General features: G+C 61.7%; 17 protein-coding genes. 3 read left to right on the forward strand and 14 right to left on the reverse strand.

Features of this window, described 5'->3' with window-relative positions; genetic code table 11:
- Nucleotides 1–113: 113 nt before the first annotated feature.
- From I2H38_RS18875 to I2H38_RS18920, 10 genes are all read right to left on the reverse strand, one after another.
- Nucleotides 114–845 carry a hypothetical protein gene (locus I2H38_RS18875; protein ID WP_196273424.1) on the reverse strand — a complete coding sequence of 244 codons (732 nt, stop codon included), beginning with the start codon at nucleotides 843–845 and terminating at the stop codon, nucleotides 114–116.
- 47 nt (nucleotides 846–892) lie between these two features.
- Nucleotides 893–2,080: a tyrosine-type recombinase/integrase gene (locus I2H38_RS18880; RefSeq protein WP_196273425.1), complete on the reverse strand. Its 1,188-nt coding sequence runs from the start codon at nucleotides 2,078–2,080 to the stop codon at nucleotides 893–895.
- Between the two features lie 290 nt (nucleotides 2,081–2,370).
- The gene (locus I2H38_RS18885) at nucleotides 2,371–3,660 is read right to left on the reverse strand and encodes an amylo-alpha-1,6-glucosidase (RefSeq protein WP_196273426.1); all 1,290 of its coding nucleotides are present in this window, start codon (nucleotides 3,658–3,660) and stop codon (nucleotides 2,371–2,373) included.
- A 14-nt stretch (nucleotides 3,661–3,674) separates the two neighbouring features.
- A complete protein-coding gene (locus I2H38_RS18890) occupies nucleotides 3,675–4,712 on the reverse strand; it encodes an ABC transporter ATP-binding protein (protein ID WP_196273427.1) in 1,038 nt (345 codons plus the stop codon).
- Between the two features lie 23 nt (nucleotides 4,713–4,735).
- Nucleotides 4,736–5,569, reverse strand: a complete 834-nt coding sequence (locus tag I2H38_RS18895; RefSeq protein ID WP_196273428.1) for a carbohydrate ABC transporter permease — start codon at nucleotides 5,567–5,569, stop codon at nucleotides 4,736–4,738.
- Entirely contained in the window at nucleotides 5,566–6,420 is an 855-nt protein-coding gene (locus I2H38_RS18900) for a carbohydrate ABC transporter permease (RefSeq protein ID WP_196273429.1), read from the reverse strand. Before I2H38_RS18900 ends, I2H38_RS18895 begins: the two co-directional genes overlap by 4 nt.
- A 64-nt stretch (nucleotides 6,421–6,484) precedes the next feature.
- Entirely contained in the window at nucleotides 6,485–7,774 is a 1,290-nt protein-coding gene (locus tag I2H38_RS18905) for an extracellular solute-binding protein (RefSeq protein WP_196273430.1), read from the reverse strand.
- A 55-nt stretch (nucleotides 7,775–7,829) separates the two neighbouring features.
- On the reverse strand, nucleotides 7,830–8,882 hold the full coding sequence (locus I2H38_RS18910; RefSeq protein ID WP_196273431.1) for a LacI family DNA-binding transcriptional regulator: 1,053 nt from the start codon (nucleotides 8,880–8,882) through the stop codon (nucleotides 7,830–7,832).
- Nucleotides 8,883–9,324: 442 nt separating this feature from the next.
- Nucleotides 9,325–10,725 (reverse strand): sensor histidine kinase, encoded by a 1,401-nt coding sequence (locus tag I2H38_RS18915; protein WP_229426807.1) that lies wholly within the window; start codon nucleotides 10,723–10,725, stop codon nucleotides 9,325–9,327.
- Nucleotides 10,712–11,377 (reverse strand): response regulator transcription factor, encoded by a 666-nt coding sequence (locus tag I2H38_RS18920; RefSeq protein ID WP_196273433.1) that lies wholly within the window; start codon nucleotides 11,375–11,377, stop codon nucleotides 10,712–10,714. The genes I2H38_RS18915 and I2H38_RS18920 overlap by 14 nt, the downstream gene beginning before the upstream one ends.
- A gap of 94 nt (nucleotides 11,378–11,471) precedes the next feature.
- Here I2H38_RS18920 and I2H38_RS18925 point away from each other — a divergent pair, with 94 nt between their 5' ends.
- The 3 genes from I2H38_RS18925 to I2H38_RS18935 are packed head-to-tail and all read left to right on the forward strand — an operon-like array spanning nucleotide 11,472 to nucleotide 14,200.
- Nucleotides 11,472–12,251, forward strand: coding sequence for an ABC transporter ATP-binding protein (locus I2H38_RS18925; RefSeq protein WP_196273434.1), 780 nt, complete (start codon nucleotides 11,472–11,474; stop codon nucleotides 12,249–12,251).
- 16 nt (nucleotides 12,252–12,267) lie between these two features.
- Entirely contained in the window at nucleotides 12,268–13,134 is an 867-nt protein-coding gene (locus I2H38_RS18930) for an ABC transporter permease (RefSeq protein ID WP_196273435.1), read from the forward strand.
- Between the two features lie 49 nt (nucleotides 13,135–13,183).
- Nucleotides 13,184–14,200, forward strand: a complete 1,017-nt coding sequence (locus I2H38_RS18935) for an ABC transporter substrate-binding protein (RefSeq protein WP_196273436.1) — start codon at nucleotides 13,184–13,186, stop codon at nucleotides 14,198–14,200.
- Nucleotides 14,201–14,467: 267 nt separating this feature from the next.
- Here I2H38_RS18935 and I2H38_RS18940 read toward each other — a convergent pair whose 3' ends face one another.
- Genes I2H38_RS18940 through I2H38_RS18955 form a run of 4 tightly spaced genes read right to left on the reverse strand, consistent with a single transcriptional unit; the run spans nucleotide 14,468 to nucleotide 21,319 of the window.
- Nucleotides 14,468–15,991: an AbgT family transporter gene (locus I2H38_RS18940; protein ID WP_407664113.1), complete on the reverse strand. Its 1,524-nt coding sequence runs from the start codon at nucleotides 15,989–15,991 to the stop codon at nucleotides 14,468–14,470.
- Between the two features lie 20 nt (nucleotides 15,992–16,011).
- Nucleotides 16,012–17,244, reverse strand: a complete 1,233-nt coding sequence (locus I2H38_RS18945) for an efflux RND transporter periplasmic adaptor subunit (RefSeq protein ID WP_196273438.1) — start codon at nucleotides 17,242–17,244, stop codon at nucleotides 16,012–16,014.
- Nucleotides 17,241–20,327 carry an efflux RND transporter permease subunit gene (locus I2H38_RS18950; protein WP_196273439.1) on the reverse strand — a complete coding sequence of 1,029 codons (3,087 nt, stop codon included), beginning with the start codon at nucleotides 20,325–20,327 and terminating at the stop codon, nucleotides 17,241–17,243. The genes I2H38_RS18945 and I2H38_RS18950 overlap by 4 nt, the downstream gene beginning before the upstream one ends.
- Nucleotides 20,327–21,319, reverse strand: coding sequence for an efflux RND transporter periplasmic adaptor subunit (locus I2H38_RS18955; protein ID WP_324617442.1), 993 nt, complete (start codon nucleotides 21,317–21,319; stop codon nucleotides 20,327–20,329). Before I2H38_RS18955 ends, I2H38_RS18950 begins: the two co-directional genes overlap by 1 nt.
- Between the last annotated feature and the right edge of the window lie 60 nt (nucleotides 21,320–21,379).

Below are 21,379 nucleotides of genomic sequence, written 5' to 3' on the forward strand. Positions count from 1 at the left end.
GTTTGCTCCGTCCGTTCGAGGTCGGAGCTGTTCTATTCTGGCCCAATCCGGCTGTGCGGGAACCGGATCAGGAAAACGGGAAATGCTGGGGCCAAACGGGAAATCGGACCGATTTAGTCCTGATTTTCCCGTGGCTTAAGTTTCTGAACCTCGTTGTGAGCCTGCCTCAGATATTTGCGGATGGTCTTTTCATCCAGAGATAGGTCGAAGCGATCGAGAGCTCTCAGGATCTTGCTTGTCGCGTCGCCCTTGAGTCTGGAAGGGTCGTAGCCATAAAGGCCCCGAGCCATCGCGTAGACCAACATCGTCAGGGCGGACCTTTCAGGTGCCTTCATCACCCGTTGCTCTTCGGCAAGTTCAAGTTCCTGCTCGAGCTGCTGAACGCGTGCCTCAAGCCGCGCACATTCAGCCTGGGTCTGCCTCAAGAGGTCCGTGAGCTTGGGATCTGTCTGCAACGCATCAGGACGGGCCGTGGGGGTTGACTGCATCGGCACCGAAGGCGGCCAGCTGGGAGGCGCATGGCCATAAAGCTCGTATTCGCCTACATCGCAATGCAGGTTAATCCGTAACGTCCAACGGATGAATTCGGCCGAGGGGATCGGGTCGGGCAAATACCCTTCGGCATGGGTATCGAGAACGATCAAACGCCGCTTGTAGTATTCGTATGCATGATTGGACGAACTCGCATAGGGCTCGACCGTGGTCCAGTTTACGTAGCGCGGATCGCGTCCGAAGGAGATCGCAATAGCCTGCTCAAGCGTCCATCGTGGCTTCTTGAGCCAGAAATCTCGCTCCAGTTCGGTATCGGCGTCTGTGAAGAGCCGATCACCATCAAGGGCTTCCATTTCGATGTGGGAGCGCGGCCGGCCGAACCGGGCTGGTGGCGGTGGTTTCATTCGCTTGCTCCCGCGTCTTGCTCAATGAAGGTGGCCCAGAGCCGCATGAGTTCACGACGGAGCTCGAACAAATCACCGCGGCGATATGCAGCCTCCACCTTGTTCGAAACCACGTGCGCGAGAGCCATCTCGCAGACCTCACGCGGAACATTCGTCTGCTCGGCCGCCCAGTCTCGGAACGAAGATCGGAAACCGTGGGCTGTGATTGGCAGTTGCATGCGCCGCAAGGTCATCAGGAACACCATGTTCGATAGCGGCTTCGCACCAGACCTACCGGGGAAAACGTACTCGCTTTCTTGTGACAGTTGCCGCGCGCGCTTCAGGATCTCGATGCTGCGGTCCGACAGGGGCACCCGATGTGCCCGGCCGGCCTTCATCCGGTCTGCCGGAACCGTCCAGATCCGCTGGGCGATGTCCACCTCTGACCAGGTCGCACCAAGCACCTCCGCGGTCCGGCAGGCCGTCAGGATCAGGAACTCAAAAGCTAGGCGAACCGTCTCGCTCACCGCGCTGGCGCGCAGCTCGGCCACGAAGTTCGGCGCCTCGTTGTAGGGCAGCGCCGCATGGTGATCATCCCGCCCGTTTTGCTTTGGGAGCCCTTTGGTGACGCCATCGATCGGGTTCTCGCCGTTGCGGTACCCTGCAGCCTTGGCCCAATCAAGGACAGTCCCAATCCGTTGCCGGACCCGGCGCGCAGTCTCGGGCTTCGTCAGCCAGATCGGCCCCAGGGCGCGAAGGACATCGGGCGTATCGATCTGGTCAACGCGGCGCGAGCCGAGCTCGGGGAAGGCATATTGCTTCAGAGTGGTGATCCACTGCGCCGCGTGCTTGGCGTTCTTCCAGCTGGCCTTGTGCTCGGCATAGACAAGCTCGGCCGCCTCGACGAACGTCGGGATGCGTGCCTGCGCTCTGCGCTCGGCTAGGGGATCGCCGCCCTCGCGGGCCATTTTGCGGTAGGCCAAGGCCTTTTCGCGCGCTTCGGCGAGGGAGACCAGTGCAAGCCCTCCAAGGCCGATATCCCGCCTTTTACCCCGAACGACCGTGCGGAGGATCCAGCGCTTGGCCCCAGATGGCTCAACGACAAGATAAAGTCCGTTGCCATCTGCGTACCGGCCCGGTTTACTAAGCTGCCGAACACGAAGCGCAGAAAGAGCTTTGTCTGGGTGCCGCCCTGCCCGCTTCAACTCTTGCCCCACAATCCAGCCCACAAATCATGCCGGATTGTATAGGACAAAACGAACAACTTCGGACAGCCTTGATCGCCAAAGCAGCTGAATTTCTTGGGGATTCAGAACAGTAGCGAACAGAAACGAACCGCAACTAGGCGGACACCCCCTCCGCCACAAACCCTTGATAGAACATCGCAAAATTTGTTGACGGGACGAAGTGCTTCTCGCACGTGCCTAATCGAAAGGCGCGACATCTTCCTCTCCCGGACCGCCGAATTGCGGTGACCGTCTGACGAGGCTCGGGCTCAGGCGGCGCGTCGGCTCGCCACAAGTTCCGCCACCATGGCTGCTGTCCAGGTAAAGCTGCCGCCGCCAAGCCCCTCGCCCGTCTGTGGATCATAGTACTCGGCGAAGCCGCTCTTCTCGATCAGCGCCAGACTGTCGGAGATCACCTCGGCCGCCGCATCGTCCAGCCCGCAGCGCTTCAGGCCATCGGCAATGAGATAGTTGACGATGATCCAGATCGGACCACGCCAATAGCGCTTCGCCTCGAAGCGCGTATCCGCCGGATCGTGGCTTGCGATGCCATAGGCGAGCTGCCTGCGCTGAGCGCGGATGCGATCGCGAAGCTGGCGCTGCCGCTCCGGCGTTCCGACGCTCGCGACGAGCGGCAGGAAGCCGCCGATGGAGGGGCTGTCGACGAGTTTGTTCGCCACCCGGTCGAAGCACACATATTGCCCGTGTTTCTCGCTCCACAGCATCTCGAAGGCCGCGCGGGCCTTGGCGACACGCCAGCGTGCATCTTCCGCGATACCATCGACGCCGAGCACCTCGGCCAGATGCGCCACGTCTTCGTCGGAGCGCATAAGGATCGCGTTGAAGCCGGGATCGACGACCTGGAAGGGTGACGCGTCGTGCAGTTTCGAATTGTCCCAGCCCAACCCACGGAAGCACTGCACGAGCCAGAGATAGCGGTCGTATTCTGACTTATGCGGGCGCTGTCCGGCGTTCACATGCTGCGTATCGCGACGCTGATAGGGTTCGACGCCGTCCGTCGGAACCCGTGCCAGGGCTTCGTCCCAATCCACGCTATTGTCACGGCCCGATTCCCACGGATGCAGGATCGCGATCAGGCCCGTGCCCTTCGGGTCGCGCATGTCGTAGAACCAGCGATGCCATTTCGCGGCCTTCGCGAGCAGAGGCCGAATACGCTCGGCCGCGAGATTCTTGTCGCGCGCTTCTTCATAAAGGCGGCGCAGCACGAGGCCCAGAACGGGAGGTTGCGTAATGCCGGAGGTCGGCGTCGGTCGGCCTGTATTCCACACGCCGGGGCCTGGAAAATAGCCGTCGTCGTTCTTGTGGAAGACGATGTGGGGCACCATGCCATCCGGCCATTGATGGGCGAGAAGCGTCTCGATCTCGGTGAAGGCGCGCTTTTCGTCGAAATGGCGCTGCCCGAGAGCGGTCAGGCAAGAATCCCAGTTCCATTGGAAGGGATAGAGACCTTTCGTGGGCACCGTGTAGCTGCCCTGGTCGTTGTCGGCCAGAATGCGGGCGGCGCGCTCAAAGGCGGCGTTGTAATCGTATGTCGACATAGACGGCTCCTGTATCAATGAATAGCGGCGCCCGAGGCGCGGTCGAACCAGCGGATGCGGTCGGCTCTCGGCGCGAGCACGAGGGTCTCGCCTGGGGCGATCTTGTGGTCGTTTTCGATCACCGCGCGGAACAAATGTCCGTCGATATCGAGGGTGACGAGTTGGTGGGGCCCGAGTGGCTCGACGACGCGAACCTTGCCCCGCAAGCCCTCAGCGGCGCGCACGACGTCCTCGGGGCGAATGCCGAATTCGAGCGCCCCCTGCCCTGCGACCGCTGGGAAGGTCCGGCCGACGACGGCTACACCTCCAGCCTGCCGCTCGGCGGGAAGGAAATTCATAGGTGGCGACCCGATGAAGCTGCCGACGAAGCGCGTCGCCGGATCGCGATAGACCTCCGTTGCGGAAGCGGCCTGAACGATGCCGCCCTCGTGCATCACCGCGATTCGGTCGGCGAGGCTCATCGCCTCAACCTGATCGTGCGTCACATAGACCGTCGTCGTGCGGCTTTCCTGCAGAACGCCCTTCAACTCAGCGCGCATTTCCAAGCGGAGCAACGCATCCAGATTCGACAGCGGCTCGTCCATGAGCAGAACCGCAGGCTCGACCGCAAGCGCCCGCGCGACGGCGACGCGTTGACGTTGACCACCGGAGATCTGGTTGGAATAGCGGGACAGAAGCTGATCGATCCGCAACAGACCCGCGGCGCGCTTCACCCGGCGCTCGACTTCCGTATTCAGTATCTTCTGCATGCGCAGGCCGAACGCGATGTTCTCGAATACCGTCATGTGCGGGAACACCGCGTAGTTCTGGAACACCATGGCGATGCCGCGGGAGCGCGGAGGCAGATGATCCACGCGATGTCCGCCGATGCGAACCTCGCCCGCATTGGCGTATTCAAGACCTGCGATGATGCGCAGCAGCGTCGTCTTGCCGGAGCCTGAAGCGCCGAGGAGCACCATGAATTCCTGGTCGGCAATATGCATGTCGACCGTCTTGAGGGCCTGATAGCTCCCGAAGGTCTTGGCAACTCCAATGATGTCGATATCGGCCATGATGAAAACCCTTCCCAACCGGCTCAGCGGTTGGCGATTCCCCAGAGGGAGAACAGATATTTGCGAACGGCGAAGAGGAAGATGAGGGTCGGCAGGACGAGTGCCGCAGCGCCCGCGAATTTCAGCGGCAACGGCGAGACATCGAGGCTTTGCAAAAGGAAGGCGGTCAGCGTTCGATGCTGCACCGTCAGCACCGCCGCCGCGAAAACCTCGTTCCACGAGGTCACAAAGGCGAAGACGGCGGATGCGGCGATGCCCGGCACCGCGAGCGGCAGCACGATATGACGGAACGCGCCTATCCGCGTACAGCCGAGCGTCCAGGCCGCCTCTTCCAACTCCACCGGGATCGACAGGAAGAGCGATGCCGTAATGAGGATCGAGAATGGGAGCGCAAGCGTCGTGTGGACGAATGCGAGCCCCAGAGCCGTATCGTCGAGGCCGGTGCGAATATAAAGAACGGTGAGCGGGAGTGCCAGAAGCGGCAACGGAAAGGCCCGGGTCATCAACACTACCAGGCGGAAAGCCGACTTGCCGGGAAAGTCGAACCGCGCCAGCGCATAGCCGGCCGGAGCACCAAGGCCGATGGCGAGAACCATCGTCAACCCGGCGACGAGGACCGAGTTGAGAAGCGCCGTGGCGACGCCTTCATAGGTTGCGAAGAAATGCACGCTCTCGAGATTGAATTGCGGAACGGCCGGCTTGGGAAAGCCGATGACGGCTTTCGGCGAGCTCAGGGCGTTCACGGCTAGGAAATAGAGCGGCACCAGCACCCAGAGGCAGGCGGTAACCACAGCCGTGCCGATGAGAAAGTTGCCATTGCGCCGGATGACGGGGTTGCGAAGGGACATCGCTTTCATGCGCGCACTCCCGTGCGGTCGCGAAGCGCCCACAGCAACAGCACGGTGAAGCCGACCGAAATGGCAAGGATCAGAAGCGCGTAAGCCGAGGCGACACCGTTGTCCTGGAAGTCGAATTGCCAGGCATAGGTTTCGCCCATGAGCACCTGGAGGTTCGTGCCCGCAAGCGCCGCGACGATGGCGAAGACCTCGAAGGCGAGAATGGTCCGCAGGATGAGCGCGGTCTGAAGGCTCGGCTTCAGGAGCGGCAGGGTAATGCGCAGGAAACGCTTCCATGCGCTTGCGCCGAATACCTCTGCGGCCTCGTAATATTCGCGTGGAATCAGGCCCATTCCTGCAACGAGGATAACGAGCATGATCGCCGTGGCGCGCCAGACTTCCGCCAGGATGACCGCCGCGAAGAGAACCCACATGTTCTGATAGCTGAGAATGGTCTGCGGACCGGGGATCACGCCGAGGCCGGAGAGGATGGAATTAAGATAGCCCGTCTGTTCGAAGATCGCGAGCCAGATCAAGCCGGCGGCGAGATCGGAAATGCCGAGCGGGATGGTCAGGATATAGAGCAGCACATCCGCACGCCGCTGCACTTTCATGACGAGGTTCGCTAAGGCCAAAGCCAGGATCGTCTGCAAGGGCACGATGATAAGCGTGAGCACGAAGGTGTTGCGCACGGCTGGCCCGAACTTCCAATCACCGATCATGGTGCGGAAATGATTGAGCGAGAACGGCCCGCCGCCTTTCGGCGTGAAGGCATTCAGCGCCACTTCAATGAAAGGCAGCAAGAAAAACGCGAGCAGGAAGGCCGTCGCGGGCAGGAGAAGGGCATAAGGAAGCCAGCGCGTTTCCCGCATAAGCGGTCCTCGCTCTCAAAAGAGATGGATGCCGGCGGCAAAGCCGCCGGCAAGGAGGTTCGGATTACTCGACGGTGCAGACGTTCTGGGTCGTCGGATCGGGCGCCCAGCACGGTGCTTTCGCTTCATCGAGGATCGACTTCACGACGTCGCCCTGTTGCGCAAGCACCGCCTTCACATCCTCGCCGCGCAGCACGATGCGCTGGAAGGTATCGGAAAACGCCTTGTTGAACTTGCCGTTGAGATCGCCGAGCCCGACGGGCAGCAGGCTCGGCTTCGCGTTCGACGCCGAAGACTGCGCCGCGACAGCAGCGCCGGAGAGCCGCACGGAAGGCGGCATGTCAGCGGGGAGCGTCACATCCACCACCGGGAAAAAGCCGGTTACGCGCAGCGTCGTGATCTGCGTCTCGGGCTTGAGCATGTAAGCCGCGAGTGCTTTCGCCTCTGCGGCATCCGGCGAGGTCTTCGGGACGGAAATACCGACCACGACCGGCATGAAGCCGCGGCCCGCGGGGCCAGCCGGAACCGGGAAGGCCACGAAGTCGTCCGGCATCTTGTCGAAAGCATCTTTCAGGCGCGCCGTGTGCTCCCAGGCGACCCAGACCTGACCGGCCATCAGAGGCTCTTGCATGAAGCCGTAATTGTTGGAACCCGGATCGGTTTCCGCCCACAGGGCCTTGAAATCGCCCCACATCTTCTCGGCTTCCGGCGAACGGAACTTCACGACGTTCGAGCCGGTGTAGGACGGATAAAGATAGCCTTGGAAGAAGCGGTGGATCAGGCCTTTCGGACCAGCCGGAAGGCCGATCTTCGGCGAACCCGTGGCCTGGCGCATGGTCTTGCCCCATTCGATCAGCTGGGCATAGGTCAGGTTGTTGAGATCGGCGCCCTTCGGCAGATATTGGAGCGCCTTCTTGTTGGCGGCCATTATGTAGGTGGCCTGCATCCACGGCACATATTTCTGCTCGGAAGTTCCGAGCTTGCCCAGTGCCGCATATGCGCCGTTCACCTTCGCGCCCGACTTGCCGACCACGTCGGAGAGGTCGACGAAGCCGGAGGAGAAGGACGCGAGTTCGCCGTGCAGGCCGCCGATGATGCCGATCGTGCCTTTGCCCGCCTGAGCCTCGGCCCCGATGCGGGTCGCGAAGGGCCCCGGATCCTGCGCCAGATACTGGACAGGTTTGCCGAAGCCGGCGAGCACTTGCTCGCGCATCATCTTGGTCTCTTCGACCGGCGTCGCCGCGGTCGACCAGAACAGCAACGGATCGGCTTTGGCAACGCCGGTGGCGGCGGTCGTCATGAGAACGCTTGCAGTCAGAACGGCCAAGCGTTGGCCCTTATTGATACGAAACATACTTCCCTCCCTTTGTTACCTCAGGCTTTTGCCTGATGGGTTCGATTAGCGCGCCCTATCGGGCGCGTGGACTCGGCGCAGGTCCGTGGCTCCGGCGAGAAACGAACTCCGCCTCGATCAGGCGCGGGGAAACCGCCTCCATGCCTTGTTCGAGACACGCGACGATCATGTCGGCGACGATATGCGCCGCCTCGCCGCCGCGCTGGTTGAAGGTCGAAAGCGGGGGGTCCGCATAAGCCGCGATGGGCACGTCGTCGAACCCGACCACGGAAAGCTGGTCCGGTACGGAGATCCCGCGCCGACGAGCTGCCTCCAGGACCGCACAAGCCAGTATGTCCGTCAGCCCGATGATCGCGGTCGGTCGAGGAACGAGATCGAGCAGGCGTTCGGCCGTCTGCAAGGTCGCCGCCTTGTCGCCCTGCTGCGCTTCGAGCAGCGCTTCGGGCCGTATCGTCAGACCTCGCCCTTCCACCGCCGTCATGAGTCCGCGCTTCCGGAAATAGGCATAAGTATAGGGTTCGGTCGGCCCGATGACGGCGATGTGTTGATGCCCCAGATCCATGAGCATGTTGCCGAGATTAAACAGCGCTTTCTCACCATCGGTATCAACCCACGGATAAGGCGCGGTCGGCGTCAGGACTCGCCCGTGTGCCACGAACGGGAAGCCGCGTTTAAGAAGGAATGGAATGCGCGCATCGTCCCGTGTCAGGCGGTTGATAACGAGGGCATCGACGCGCTGCCCGTCGATCAGATGCCGCAGGACGGCGAGTTGATCCTGTCCGGGAGAAACGGTCGCCAGAATGAGGTCACGGCGATGTCCCGCGAGTCCATCGGCAAGACCCGTCATGAATACGCCGAGGAAGGCGTCGACGATGTCTCCCCGGATCGGGAGCATCATTCCGACGAAATCACTCCGGCCGGAAACGAGCATGCGACCCGCGCGGCTGGGAACATACTGGGCGGCTTGAGCGGCTTGCATCACGCGCTCGCGCGTCTTGCCGCTGACGTCAGGGTAGCCTGCAAGGGCGCGTGAAACGGTCGTAATAGAAAGGCCGAGCTCCTGTGCGAGCTCTTTCAGGCGCGTCTGCTTCTCCCCGGGAGCACGCACTGGCACCTCGTCCAAAACGTTTCGGATAATGAGTAGAATGAGTGTGCCGCTGCTGTCAACGGGGCAGCAACCCTCCTTCAGGGCGCGGGGCCTTCTGGATCGGTGGACCTCGTGGATCAGAGGTGATCCGCGCCTCTCCTCTTGAAAAGGGAATCCGAAACATTTTGGGGTTGCGATTTCATAATGGCAATCCGGCAGCGACGGGGCTCGGATGCCGTGGGATGTGTCAATCGATGGACAGTGCCCGCATTATTCTCGACGGCTGAGATAGTTCACATAATGCGCAAACAACAGGTGAGGCTTGCCTTCAATCCGTAGTCATCTCCGCCGATCAGTTCAGAATGCTGGCCACCTGAGGCCGCGTGAGAGGTCAGGCGGCATTCTATCCTCAGCGTTGCGACAGATCCCAGAGGATTTCCCCCTCTTTCTAGAGTCGGCTGCTCTACGTTTCAGAGCGGTCAAAGCCCATTCCTGATGTTCGGCGTTGAAGCCTAAGCACCAGACGGACCGAGGTCATTCGGTCGTCGCGTCCGAACACCAATGAACCATGATGGACTCTGGCGACGTCGGCGGCGATCGCCAAACCTAGCCCCGATCCCGTCGAGCGCTCCCCTTTGTGAAATGGAGCGACGAACTCTTGTGGCGCGGCCGCGAACCCATCGCCATCATCGCGAACCTCGATCCACGCGTGCTCGGTGTCGGTGCCGACAGCGACAATCATCCGACTGCGCGCGCCATGACAGAGCGCATTGTCGATGAGATTGCCGAGGGCCTCGCGAAGGATGACGGGATCGCCCTCGATCGTTGGGGCGTTGGCTGCCGGCGCGAACGCTATGTCGACCTCGCGCGGCAGAGAAAGTGGCACCGACTTGGCCAGAACGGATTTGGCGAGCGCGTTCAGGTCGATCGGGACAGTGGGAACGGAGTCCGCTCTATGGATCACCATCGCATGGTCTAGAAGTTGGCCTGTCAGATGCGCAAGTTCGCTTGCGCGCTCGCGAATGCGCTCGATAGCGCCCGCGCGCCTCGCGGGAGGCGCATTCGAGAGGATCTCCACCTGGGCGTCCAGCGCCGCAAGCGGCGTCCTGATCTGGTGGGCCGCATCGGCGATGAAGCGCTGCATCACCGCCATCCGGTCCGAAAGGCGACGCATAAAATCGTCTATGGCCTGGACCAGATTGCGGATTTCGACAGGGGGTTCCGCCTCCAGCGGCCTGAGATCGTCAGGGCGCCGGCTCATAATCTCGCGCTCGATACGCGTGAGAGGATTCAGTGCTACCTTGACCGCGAGGCCGGTGGCGACAAGGGCGAGAGCGCTCATCACCGCTATGACGGCCAGCGCCTTGAGCGTGAGGGCGCGCGCGAGGGCACGCCGGGCCTCGACGGTCTGGGCAACCACAATCGTCGCCCAGCCCCCCGCTGCTGGATCGTCAATGCGCCTGGCGACGGTAGCGATGCGGACGGATTGTCCCTGATAGGTCCCATCCTCAATCACGACGCCCGTCCTGGCCTGAGCGAGCGATACTTTGGAGCTGAGGTCCTCGTAGCCGGCCACGACAATCCCACGCGGGTCGACAACCTTGTAGAAGACGAGATCGTAGGCCGAGAGGGTCGCGATGGCCGAAGCCGGAGGCTCCAGCGCCACGACGCCGCCTTGGACATAGACGTTCTCCGCGATCTGCACCGTTCCACCGGTCAGCAACCGGTCATAGGCTTGCTGCGCTGCTACGGAGGCCGAGTGCCAGGCCGCGAGGCCGAGGATGACGGCGCCCGCTGCAAGCACCACCGAAAGCACAGCAATGATGCGAACCCGCAAGGAGAGGCGAAGATCAGAGCGTCGCAAGCTGATACCCCAACCCGCGCAGGGTACGGATTTCGACGGGAGCATCGGCGAGTTTGCGCCGCAGGCGCGCGACAAACTGCTCTACGGCGTTCGGGCTCGCCTCCTGGTCGAAATTGAACAGTTGCTCAACGAGTTCCTCCTTAGGAACAATCCGGTCAGGCCTCGCAGCGAGAATTTCAAGAACCGTCAGCTCCCGCCGCGTCAGGTTGAGCGGCCGGTCGCCGATGGTGGCGATGCGCCCAGCCCGGTCGATTGAGAGCGGACCGAACCGCAGCAGGTTGTCCGGCTGCCCGGCGCTCCGCCTCAGCAGGGCGCGGGCGCGAGCCTCCAGTTCACCGTAGTCAAAGGGCTTGATGAGGTAGTCGTCGGCGCCCAGATCGAGCGCACCGATACGCTCGCCGACGGCCGAGCGAGCGGTGAGAACCAGCACGGGGGTCCGCAAGCGGCGGGCGCGCATTTCCTTCAGGATCGTCAGGCCGTCCCGTCCGGGCAAGGTCAGGTCGAGGATGACGAGGTCATAGGCCTGCACAGCCAAGAGCTCGGCCGCGATAAGGCCGTCCCGCTCCCAATCGACCGCATGACCAATCTTTTCGAGCCGCATCACGATTGCTTCGGCGATGTCGGCGGTGTCTTCGACGACAAGAACGCGCATTTCCCTCCCCGAGTCAGGTCGGTGTCAGTTTTCCAAGATACCTCATTGGGTAAGCGCCCAAAAGTGCGCAGGGAAACGTAACAAGAGAGGGAGCATGCAAGCCCCGTTCAATGCCGCATCGGCGTCTCCACTCCTTTCGGTGGAAGGCGTTACACTGCAATATAAAACGCCCGACGTCGTCGTGACCGCCACCCGGCGCGTCTCATTCGACGTGTATCCATCAGATCGTTTCGTGCTGCTCGGCCCTTCAGGCTGCGGCAAGTCGACCCTGCTCAAAGCGATCGGCGGCTACCTTACCCCCGTCGAGGGGCGGATCAGTCTGAAGGGCCGCACGGTGAACGGCCCTGGCCCGGACCGGATGATGGTTTTCCAGGAATTCGATCAACTCTTACCCTGGAAGACGGTGCGCGAGAATGTTGTCTTCGCGTTGACCGCCTCCGGTCGCGCGACCCAAGTGGAGGCCGAGGAGCGTGCGCGCTCCTATATCGACAAGGTAGGGCTTACCAAGTTCACCGACAGCCATCCTCACATGCTGTCCGGCGGCATGAAGCAGCGCGTCGCCATTGCCCGCGGCATGGCGATGGAGCCAGACGTCCTTCTAATGGACGAGCCTTTCGCCGCGCTCGACGCCCTGACCCGCCGCAAGATGCAGGACGAATTGCTGCGGCTGTGGGACGATACGCGGTTCACGGTGCTCTTCGTCACGCATTCGATTGAAGAAGCGATACGCGTCGGCACTCGCATCCTACTTCTTTCGCCTCACCCCGGCGAGGTCAAGGCCGAGCTCAATAGCCTGCCATCCGAGGCGATGGGCACGGCTCGTCAGGCCGAACTTGAGACCCGCATCAACAACATGCTCTTCGCGAGCCACTGAACCGAAGGCGATCGATATGACCGACCTCGTCACCTTCCGTCCTGAGATCATCCGGGAAGTCCATTCGAGCGACGCTCCAGTCGTCGCCAAGACCCTGAGTCTCGCAGAGCGAGCGTACCGCCTTGGCTTCGTACGCAAGACGGTGATCCTCGCCGCTCTCGCCGTAGCCTGGGAGCTCTATGGCCGCTGGCTCGGCAATCCGCTGCTCTTTCCGACCTTCGGCCAAACGGTCGACGCCTTCGTCAGCAACATCTTGAGCGGCATCATCCCGCAGCGCATGCTCGTTTCACTCCAGACGCTGGTCATCGGCTACGGCATCGGCATCGGGCTAGCCGCGTTGCTGACGACGCTGGCAATCGGTTCACGCTTTGGCGCCGACCTACTCGAGACCCTGACCTCGATGTTCAATCCGCTGCCAGCCATCGCATTGCTGCCGTTGGCGCTGATCTGGTTTGGCCTCGGTGCGGGCAGCGTGATCTTCGTGCTCGTCCACTCGGTGCTTTGGGCGATCGCGCTCAACACCCATGCCGGCTTCCGCTCAGTTTCCAACACTTTGCGCATGGTCGGCCAGAATTATGGGCTGCGCGGCCTGAAGCTGGTGCGGCTGATCCTTATCCCGGCCGCTTTCCCAGCGATCCTGACCGGGCTTAAGGTCGGTTGGGCATTCGCCTGGCGCACGCTGATCGCAGCCGAACTCGTCTTCGGCGTTTCCTCAGGGTCGGGCGGCCTCGGATGGTTCATCTACGAGAACCGCAATCAACTCGAAACCGCCAATGTCTTCGCCGGTCTGTTCACCGTCATCCTGATTGGCCTGTTCGTCGAGAACGTGATCTTCGCCACGATTGAACGCAAGACGATCCGCCGTTGGGGCATGCAACACTGAAATTAATGCAACGCGGCCGAAGCGCCGTAACAAAAAGAGAGGAAACAAAATGGCATTCAAGAACTTCATCCGGGCGGCCATGGCGGCGGCTGCCATCAGCACCGCGCTCGGCGCCCCGGCTCGCGCCGAGGTCAGCGAGGTCCGCATCTCCAAGGGCTTCGGCATCCTCTATCTGCCGCTAATCGTGATGCAGGACCAGAAGTTTCTCGAGAAGCGCGCCAAGGCGGCCGGGCTCGGCGACGTCAAGGTCACTTGGCTGATGCTCGACGGCGGAAACGTCATCAACGATGCGATGATGGCTGGCACACTCGACTTTGCCGGGACCGGCGCGCCAGGGTTCGTTACGCTCTGGGCTAAAGCCAAGGGTATCCCCGGGGTTGAGGTCGTCGGCGTTTCGGGCATGAGCTCGACTTCGCTGTGGCTTATGGCGAACAAGCCCGAACTGAAATCGCTCAAGGATTTCACATCGAGCGACAAGATTGCGCTGCCCGGCATCAAGACCTCGCTCGCGGCGGTCGTGCTGCAAATGATCGCGGCTAGGGAGTTTGGCGACGCCAACTATGCCAAGATTGATCCGATGACGGTCAGCCTGCCGCATCCGGAAGCGCTCGCGGCGCTCACAAGCGGCAAAACCGAGATCAAGGCGCATTTCACCTCGCCGCCTTTCCAGTATATCGAGGCCAAGAGCCCCGGCGTTCACCGCGTGCTCAACTCGGTCGATTATCTCGGCAATCTGATGCTCGACGTCACTTTTGCGCCGAAGAAATTCACCGATACCAATCCGAAGATGACGCAGGCCTTCATCGACGCGATGGACGATGCGAATACGTTGATCGCCAGTGACAAGAAACTCGCCGCCGAGATCTACGCCAAGACCTCCGCGGTGAAGGTTGATCCGGCGGACGTTCAGGGAATGATCGAGGACAAAGATGCGCGCTTCACGACCACACCGGAAGGCGTGATGAAGTTTGCTGAATTCATGCATAAGGCCGGGTCGATCAAGGTCAAGCCGGCGACGTGGAGCGAGATGTTCGTTCCTCAACTCGCCGGGCGTCCAGGTAGCTGAGCGCCTTTCCTCTACACCTCCTCCACACATTGTAGCCGCGACCCGCTGGGTTGCGGCTTTTCTGTCAGCGCAACTGCCCACCCTGGCGCGTCGCTGATAGCGGCCGAGCCTAAAGCTTAATCCCCCAGCTTTTGCGGCCAGAGATCATCGCGCAGGCTAAGCGTCCGCTACCTAGAGTGAAGGCGATGATCATCATCGAATCTATCTCATTGTGCGGTCTCTGGTCCGCGCCGACGCGGTCAGCCGTTTTGAAGCGACGGCCGCATATCAGAACCCCCAGGGCAATCCCATCAGGTACCAGGCGGCGAGCAGGACAAGCCAGGTTCCGGACATGATGAGCACGTACGGCAGCATCAGGGCGATGACCGTGCCGACACCGGCATCCTTCTGGTATCGTTGAGCGAACGTTACGATCATCGCGAAATAGGCGTTCAGCGGCGTGATCGAATTCATGGGCGAGTCGCCAACGCGGTAGGCGGCGAGCACTGCCTCCGGCGCCACGTTCAACTTCATCAGAAGCGGCACGAAGATGGGCGCGAAGATGGCCCATTTCGGCAGGGCACCAGTGATGATCAGGTCCAGGATCATGACGACGATGGTGAAGCCGACGAGCAGCCAGAGCGCGTCGAAACTAGCCCGTTTCAGCACATCGGCAAGCGAGACGGCTGCCAATGTCGCCATGTTCGTGTAATTGAAGTAGGCTAGGAACTGGCTGATGATCAGCAAAAGAAAGATAAGGCCACTCAAGCTCGCGATGGCCTTCGTCATGGCGTTGATGACGTCAATGGAACTACGCATCGTCTTCGCGCCGATGCCATAGCCGATGCCCATCGCCAGAAAGATGAGGGCTATCACCACAATCAGACTGTTCATGAACGGCGAGTTGCCGATGATCGCCCCGGTCTCCGGATTTCGCAACGGAGCGCCGGAGGGGAGAGTCAGAAGGCCGAGAAAAATGATCACACCGATCAGCGCGTATGTCGCGTATCTCAGCCCCAGCCGCTCCTCGGCAGACAGGGCGTTGTCGGCATCGACTGTATGCTCGCCTTCATAAGGTCCCAGACGCGGCTCCACGATCCGTTCGGTGACGAGCGCGACGACTACCGTCAACATGAGGACCGAGGCAATCGAGAACCAGACATTTGCCGTGAGATCGATCGAGATCGAGGGGTTGAGAAGATGGATTGCGTCGTTTGTGACCTCGGTCAGGATGCCGTCGATCGGCACGATCAGGATATTCACGGCGAAGGCACTGGCGACCGCCGCGAAGGCGGCGGCAAGCCCAGCGAGCGGGTGGCGATTGACACTGATGAAGGCCGCTCCGGCAAGGGGGATGAGCACCAGGTATCCTGCGTCCGCCGCGATGCTGGAGAGGATGCCGACAAACACAAGAATATAGGTCAGGAGCCCACGGGGAGCGACGGCGACGAGCTTGCGGATCAACGCGTTGACGAGGCCCGCCGCCTCAGCCACACCGACGCCGACCATCGCGACGATGATGACGCCAACCGCGTTGAAATTCATGAAATTCTGGACAACGCCAGTGAACATGAAACGAATGCCGTCCGCTGTCAGCAGGCTTCTCGCGGCGGTCGTCGCGTGTTCGACCTGATGGGTTTCCGGGTTGATCACCTCGTAGCTGACGCGAACTCCCATCAGATAGAAGATGTGAGAAAGCACGATTACAATCCCGATGAGGATAATGAATATCACTGCGGGATGCGGCACCCTGTTTCCGACTTTCTCGACGACATCGAGCACCTTCTGCATCGTGGACTTGTGCGTTTCCATGGTAACCTGGGTCACGATTGTCATCCTTTCGATGGTGGAGCCACCAAAGCCGGAATGGGATCGGAAGCCCGGGCAGTTTTGGTCCGCGTCTTAAAAGCGGCATGGAGTTTCGCCGCCGGTAGCGGCATCCCCGAGAGTTCCGTCTCGTCCGCGGGAAGAGCGCGAATGCGCTGGCCGGGGTGGAGTGCCTGTATGCCGGCTGTGACGATGATCTCGCCCGGTTCTAGCCCTCGAGCGATAACGACGCTCCGTGCATCATGGCGCAGGATTTCGACATTTCGCAGGGACACGTTCGATGTCGCGGGATCGACAACCCAGACGGCAGGCTCACGCCCCGATTGCGTCAGGGCACGGGCTGGGACCCTGATCACGTCGGTGGACCTGAGCGCAAGCGACCCTGTCACCGTCGAACCAAGCCGCATGGCTTCCGGCGGGTGACTGATCCCTACCCGCACGCGGAACGTCCGCGTGACGGGATCCGCTTGAGGTGAGACTTCCCTTACGCGACCCGACGCTGTCACCATGGGGTTATCGGCCAGAGCGACACTGATCGTTGCATCCGGCGATGGCATATGGAGCAGGCGTGCCGGGACGTCGAACACCGCATCCCGGCCTTCAGCCCGCGCGAGCTGCAGCACCGTTTGGCCGGCCTGCACGACCTCGCCTGCTTCTGCCTTGCGTGCCGTCACGACGCCTTCGGCATCGGCTCGCAATTCCATAAACCCAAGCTGGTCCCGCGCCGCATCGACCTGCGCCTCTGCATTCTCCAGCTGAGCACGGGCCGTCTGCAGGGCCTGTTGCGCCTCGTCGAAACGCGGGCGGGTCGTGAAGCCTTGGGCAAGGAGGCCTTGTTGTCGTTCAAAAGTGTTTTGTGTTTTGGTGACCTGACCTTGAGCCGCCCTCAATGTGGCTTCCGCTGCGCGCAGGGCATTTTGCTCCGTCTGAGGGTCGAGCCTCGCAAGCAACTGACCAGCCTCCACGCGATCGCCGACATTGCCCGCCAGCTCGATGACGCGACCGGCGATCCTGAACGCGAGGGAGACTTCCTGCTCGGCCTGCACCTCGCCTGTCAGCGCCACGACATCGCCGAAATCGCCCCGCTTGACGGTCAACACGCGAACAGGCCGCCCCTCCCCCGCTGGCAACTCGACATTGCCCTGACATGCGCTCGTCAACATCAGAATCGCAGCAAGCGCCAGGAATTGGCGTGTTGAGGCCCATCTATCCCGATATCGATTTGATGCGATGCTCATGATGAGGGGACCCTCTCCGGTTGAGTAGTGTGTTGGCGAGGGTGAGGCGCGCCGGCCTTACGGCCGAACCACGCCGCATAAAGTGTGGGCAAGAAGACGAGGGTCAGAACCGTTGCGACGAGGAGCCCGCCCATGATCGAGAAGGCCATCGGCCCCCAGAACACCGTCGGAGCGATCGGCGTCATGCCCAGGATGGTGGAAACAGCCGTCAGCATGATCGGCCGAAAGCGAGCACTGCTCGCATCCATGACCGCATCGAAGACGCCTTTGCCCGAGGCCCGCTCGACATCGATCTGGCCGATCAAGATGACCGCATTTTTGGTGATGATGCCGAGAAGCGCGAGGATTCCGAGGAGCGCGACAAAGCCGAGCGGCTTTCCGGACAGAAGCAGAGCGCCCACGACTCCGATCACGCCCAAGGGAGCCACGCTGAGCACCATGAGAAGACGCTCAAAACTTTGGAGCTGAACCATCAGCACTGTCAGCGTGATGAACAGCATTAACGGCACGACCGCCAGGACCGAGGCCTGCGACTTCGCGCTCTCTTCCACGGTACCGCCCACCGCAATTGCGTAGGATGGCGGCAGGCTCTTCCTCAGATCCTCCATGGCAGAGGCAAGCGAAGACGTCACCGTCTCCGGCAATGCGCCTGGCACGACATCGGCCTGCACCGTCAATGTCGGGATGCGGTCCCTACGCCACACGAGCGGATAGTCCTGGTCATATGTGAACGTGGCGAATTGCTTGAGCGGCACCGTCCTCCCGTCCGGCAGGGCGACCTGCATCGTCTCCAGCGTCGAAAGGGAAGCACGCTGCTCGTCGGTTGCTCGCACCACGACATCGACGAGATAGATATCGTCCCTGACCTGCGTGACGGACGCGCCGGAAATCACGGTGCTTAAGGCTGCCGCGATGGCCTGAGAACTCAGACCAAGGCGCCTCGCCTCATCCTGATCGATGCGGATTCCGAGCTCTCGCGACGGCTCGATCCAGTCGAAATTGACTTTCTCGGCGCGGTGGTCTGTGGCAACGATCTGCGCGACCTTGAAGGCGATCTCTCGGACCTCGGCAAGATCGGGACCGCTGACCCGATATTGCACGGGCCAGCCCACGGGGGGGCCCAGCTCCAGGGGATAGACACGCGAAACAAGATTCGGGAACTCGCTCGCGAGGAGGGTTTCGAGCTTACCCTGCAGGCGCCCCCGCGCTGCCACATCCCGGGCGACGATCACCGCCTGGCTGAAGAAATCGTTCGGCAATTGTGCGTTCAGGGGCAGGTAGAACCGAATGGCGCCGCGGCCGACATAGGTACTCCAGCGCTCGACGTCAGAGTCGTTGTTCAGGACGGCATCGAGCCGTCGCGCGACGTCCGCACTCGCGTGGATCGAGGCATTCTGCGGCAGTTGGAGATCGACCAAAAGCTCCGGCCGGTCGGAGGCGGGAAAGAACTGCCGCGGGATCAACGGCAGCGCGAGGAGCGAGGCGACAAAGAGGGCGATGGTGATGGCAATGGTGAGCCACTTCGCATCGATAGCGGAGGTTAGAACGCGCCTGTAAAGCGTCATCACCCAGCCAGTTGACCCCTCCCCTGACCCTGATTTCGGTGATTTGAGGATCCAGACGCCGACCAGCGGCGAAAAGATCACTGCGACGAACCAAGAGACGATCAGCGCAATCCCCACGACTGCGAACAGGGAGAAGGTATATTCCCCAGCCGAGCTCGCGGCGAATCCGATGGGGACAAAGCCCGCAATGGTGACGAGTGTCCCGGCGAGCATCGCCAAAGCGAATCTACGGAATGCGAATGTGGCCGCACGCTCCTTGTCGTCGCCGGCGGCGAGACGAGTCATCATTGCGTCGGTCGTCGTCATCGCATCATCGACGAGCAATGTTAATGCGATGATGAGCGCGCCGAGCGATACGCGCTGCATGTCGATGTCAACGAGCTTCATGACGGCGAACACGACAGCGAGCGTCAGCGGGATCGACAGCGCTACGACAAAACCCGGTCGCAGTCCCAGACTGATGAAACTCACCGCCAGAATGATCCCGATTGCTTGCCAGAGCGATGTGGTGAAATCGGCGATTGCGTGTCGGACAGTAACCGCCTGATCGGCGACCAACCGGGGCTCGATGCCGACCGGCAGATCCGCGCTGATCGCCGCCATAGCCTTCTTGATGTTCGCGCCGAGGGCGAGAATATCTCCCCCCTCGCGCATCGCGATTCCAAGGCCAATAGCCTCGCGGCCGTTGACCCTGAAGAGAGGCTGAGGCGGGTCGGCAAAGCCGCGTCGGACGGTCGCGATGTCACCGAGCCTGACCATGCGGTTACCGACCGGGAAGTTGACGTCCAGAACATCCTGCTCGGACCGGAACGCGCCTGACACGCGCAGCGAGAGCTTTTCCGCCTCCGTCTGGATCGTGCCAGCGGGGCGTACGACGTTTTGGTTCTGCAAGGCTCCGATCAACGCCGCACGGTCGATACCGAGATTGGCCAATTCGGCGACCGAGAACTCAACGAAAATCCTCTCGTCCTGCGCGCCGATGACCTCGACCTTGGAAACGTCCGGAATAAGGAGAATCTTCGAGCGAGCAGCTTCGACGTAGTCCCGCAGCTCGCGATGCGTGAAGCCATCCGCCGTGAACCCGTAGATGATGCCGAACGTATCCCCGAACCGATCATTGAACACGGGGCCGACGACGCCCAAAGGCAGCGACAGACGGATATCCGAGACAAGGTTTCTGACCTGGTACCAGGTGTCATGCACCGCCGAAGCGGAGGTGTCTCCCTTGAGATTCACGAAAATCGTCGTGACGCCAGGACGGGTGAAGCTGCGCAGGAAGTCGAGGTTCGGAGTTTCCTCGAGTTGTCTTTCGATGCGTTCGGTGACCTGCTTGAGCGTATCGTCAAGCGTAGCGCCCGGCCATGCCGCTGATACCACCATGGTCTTGATCACGAAGGACGGATCTTCTGCGCGGCCGAGCCTGAAATAGGATGCCACGCCCGCAATAACCATGACGATCATCAGATAGATGACCAACGACCGGGATTTCAAAGCCCATTCTGAAAGGTTCAGCCTCATTACAGCTCCGCTCCCAAGAGACGAACGGTCTGCCCTTCGTGAAGCGAGCCCACTCCGGCTGTTACAACCACGTCGCCCGGGATCAGGCCTTCGGTGATGAAGGCCGTCGCAGGCTCCAGGCGCCCGACACCGACCTTGCGGAGGGCGACGGCGAGCGTTTGGGGATTGACTACCCAGACGGCAGAGCCCTGCTGCTCTTGCCGGAGCGCAGTCGCGGGGATGGCAAGCCCCTGCGAGCCATATGCCGTCAACACGCCGACAACCGCCGTGCCGAGCCGGAAGGATGCGGGCGGGTCGGTCAATCCCACGCGGACCTGGAAGGTCCGTGTCACCGGATCGGCCCGCGGCGCGATTTCGCGCACTCTTCCCTCCACGGAGATGGTGGGATTGTCCACGGCGCTGACGCGGACGCTCGCATCGGGAGAAGCAGCGCCAAGGATCTGGGACGGCACGTCGAAGACCGCGTCGCGGCCGCCACTGCGGGCAAGCCGTACGATCGGTTGTCCCGCCGATACGACTTCTCCGGGTTCCGCGCCCACATCTGTCACGACACCCGGCGCATCAGCCTCCAGCTCGGTGAAGGCTACAAGATCTTCGGCCGACTTGAGCAGCGCTTCGGCCGCTTCGACCTGCGAAAGTGCCGCCTTTCTAACCTGCTCCGTCTGCTCGAAATAAGCCTGTGTCGTGACGCCTCGCGCCAGCAGTTGTCGCTGCCGCTCCAGATGATTGTCGGCTTGTGTGAATGCCCCTCGGGCGGAAGCGAGGGAGGCCCGCGCAGATCGCAGGGCGTTGAGTTCGTTCTGCGGTTCAAGTCGCGCGATGACCTGGCCCGCGCGCACCTCGGCACCTCTATCGACCATGCGCTCGGTCATGCGCCCGGCAATTCGAAACGACAGAGATACCTGCTCCTGGGCCTCGATGCGCCCGGTAAACGTCGTCTCCGAGTGCTGTCTCCGTGGCTCGACGGTGATCGTCCGAACGGGTCGGGACACCTCCTTTGGAGGAACCTCCGCACCCTGGCATCCAGCCATCAATGCAAGACCAAGGAACGA

This window comes from Microvirga alba (genome assembly GCF_015694465.1).
Classification (GTDB): Bacteria; Pseudomonadota; Alphaproteobacteria; order Rhizobiales; family Beijerinckiaceae; genus Microvirga; species Microvirga alba.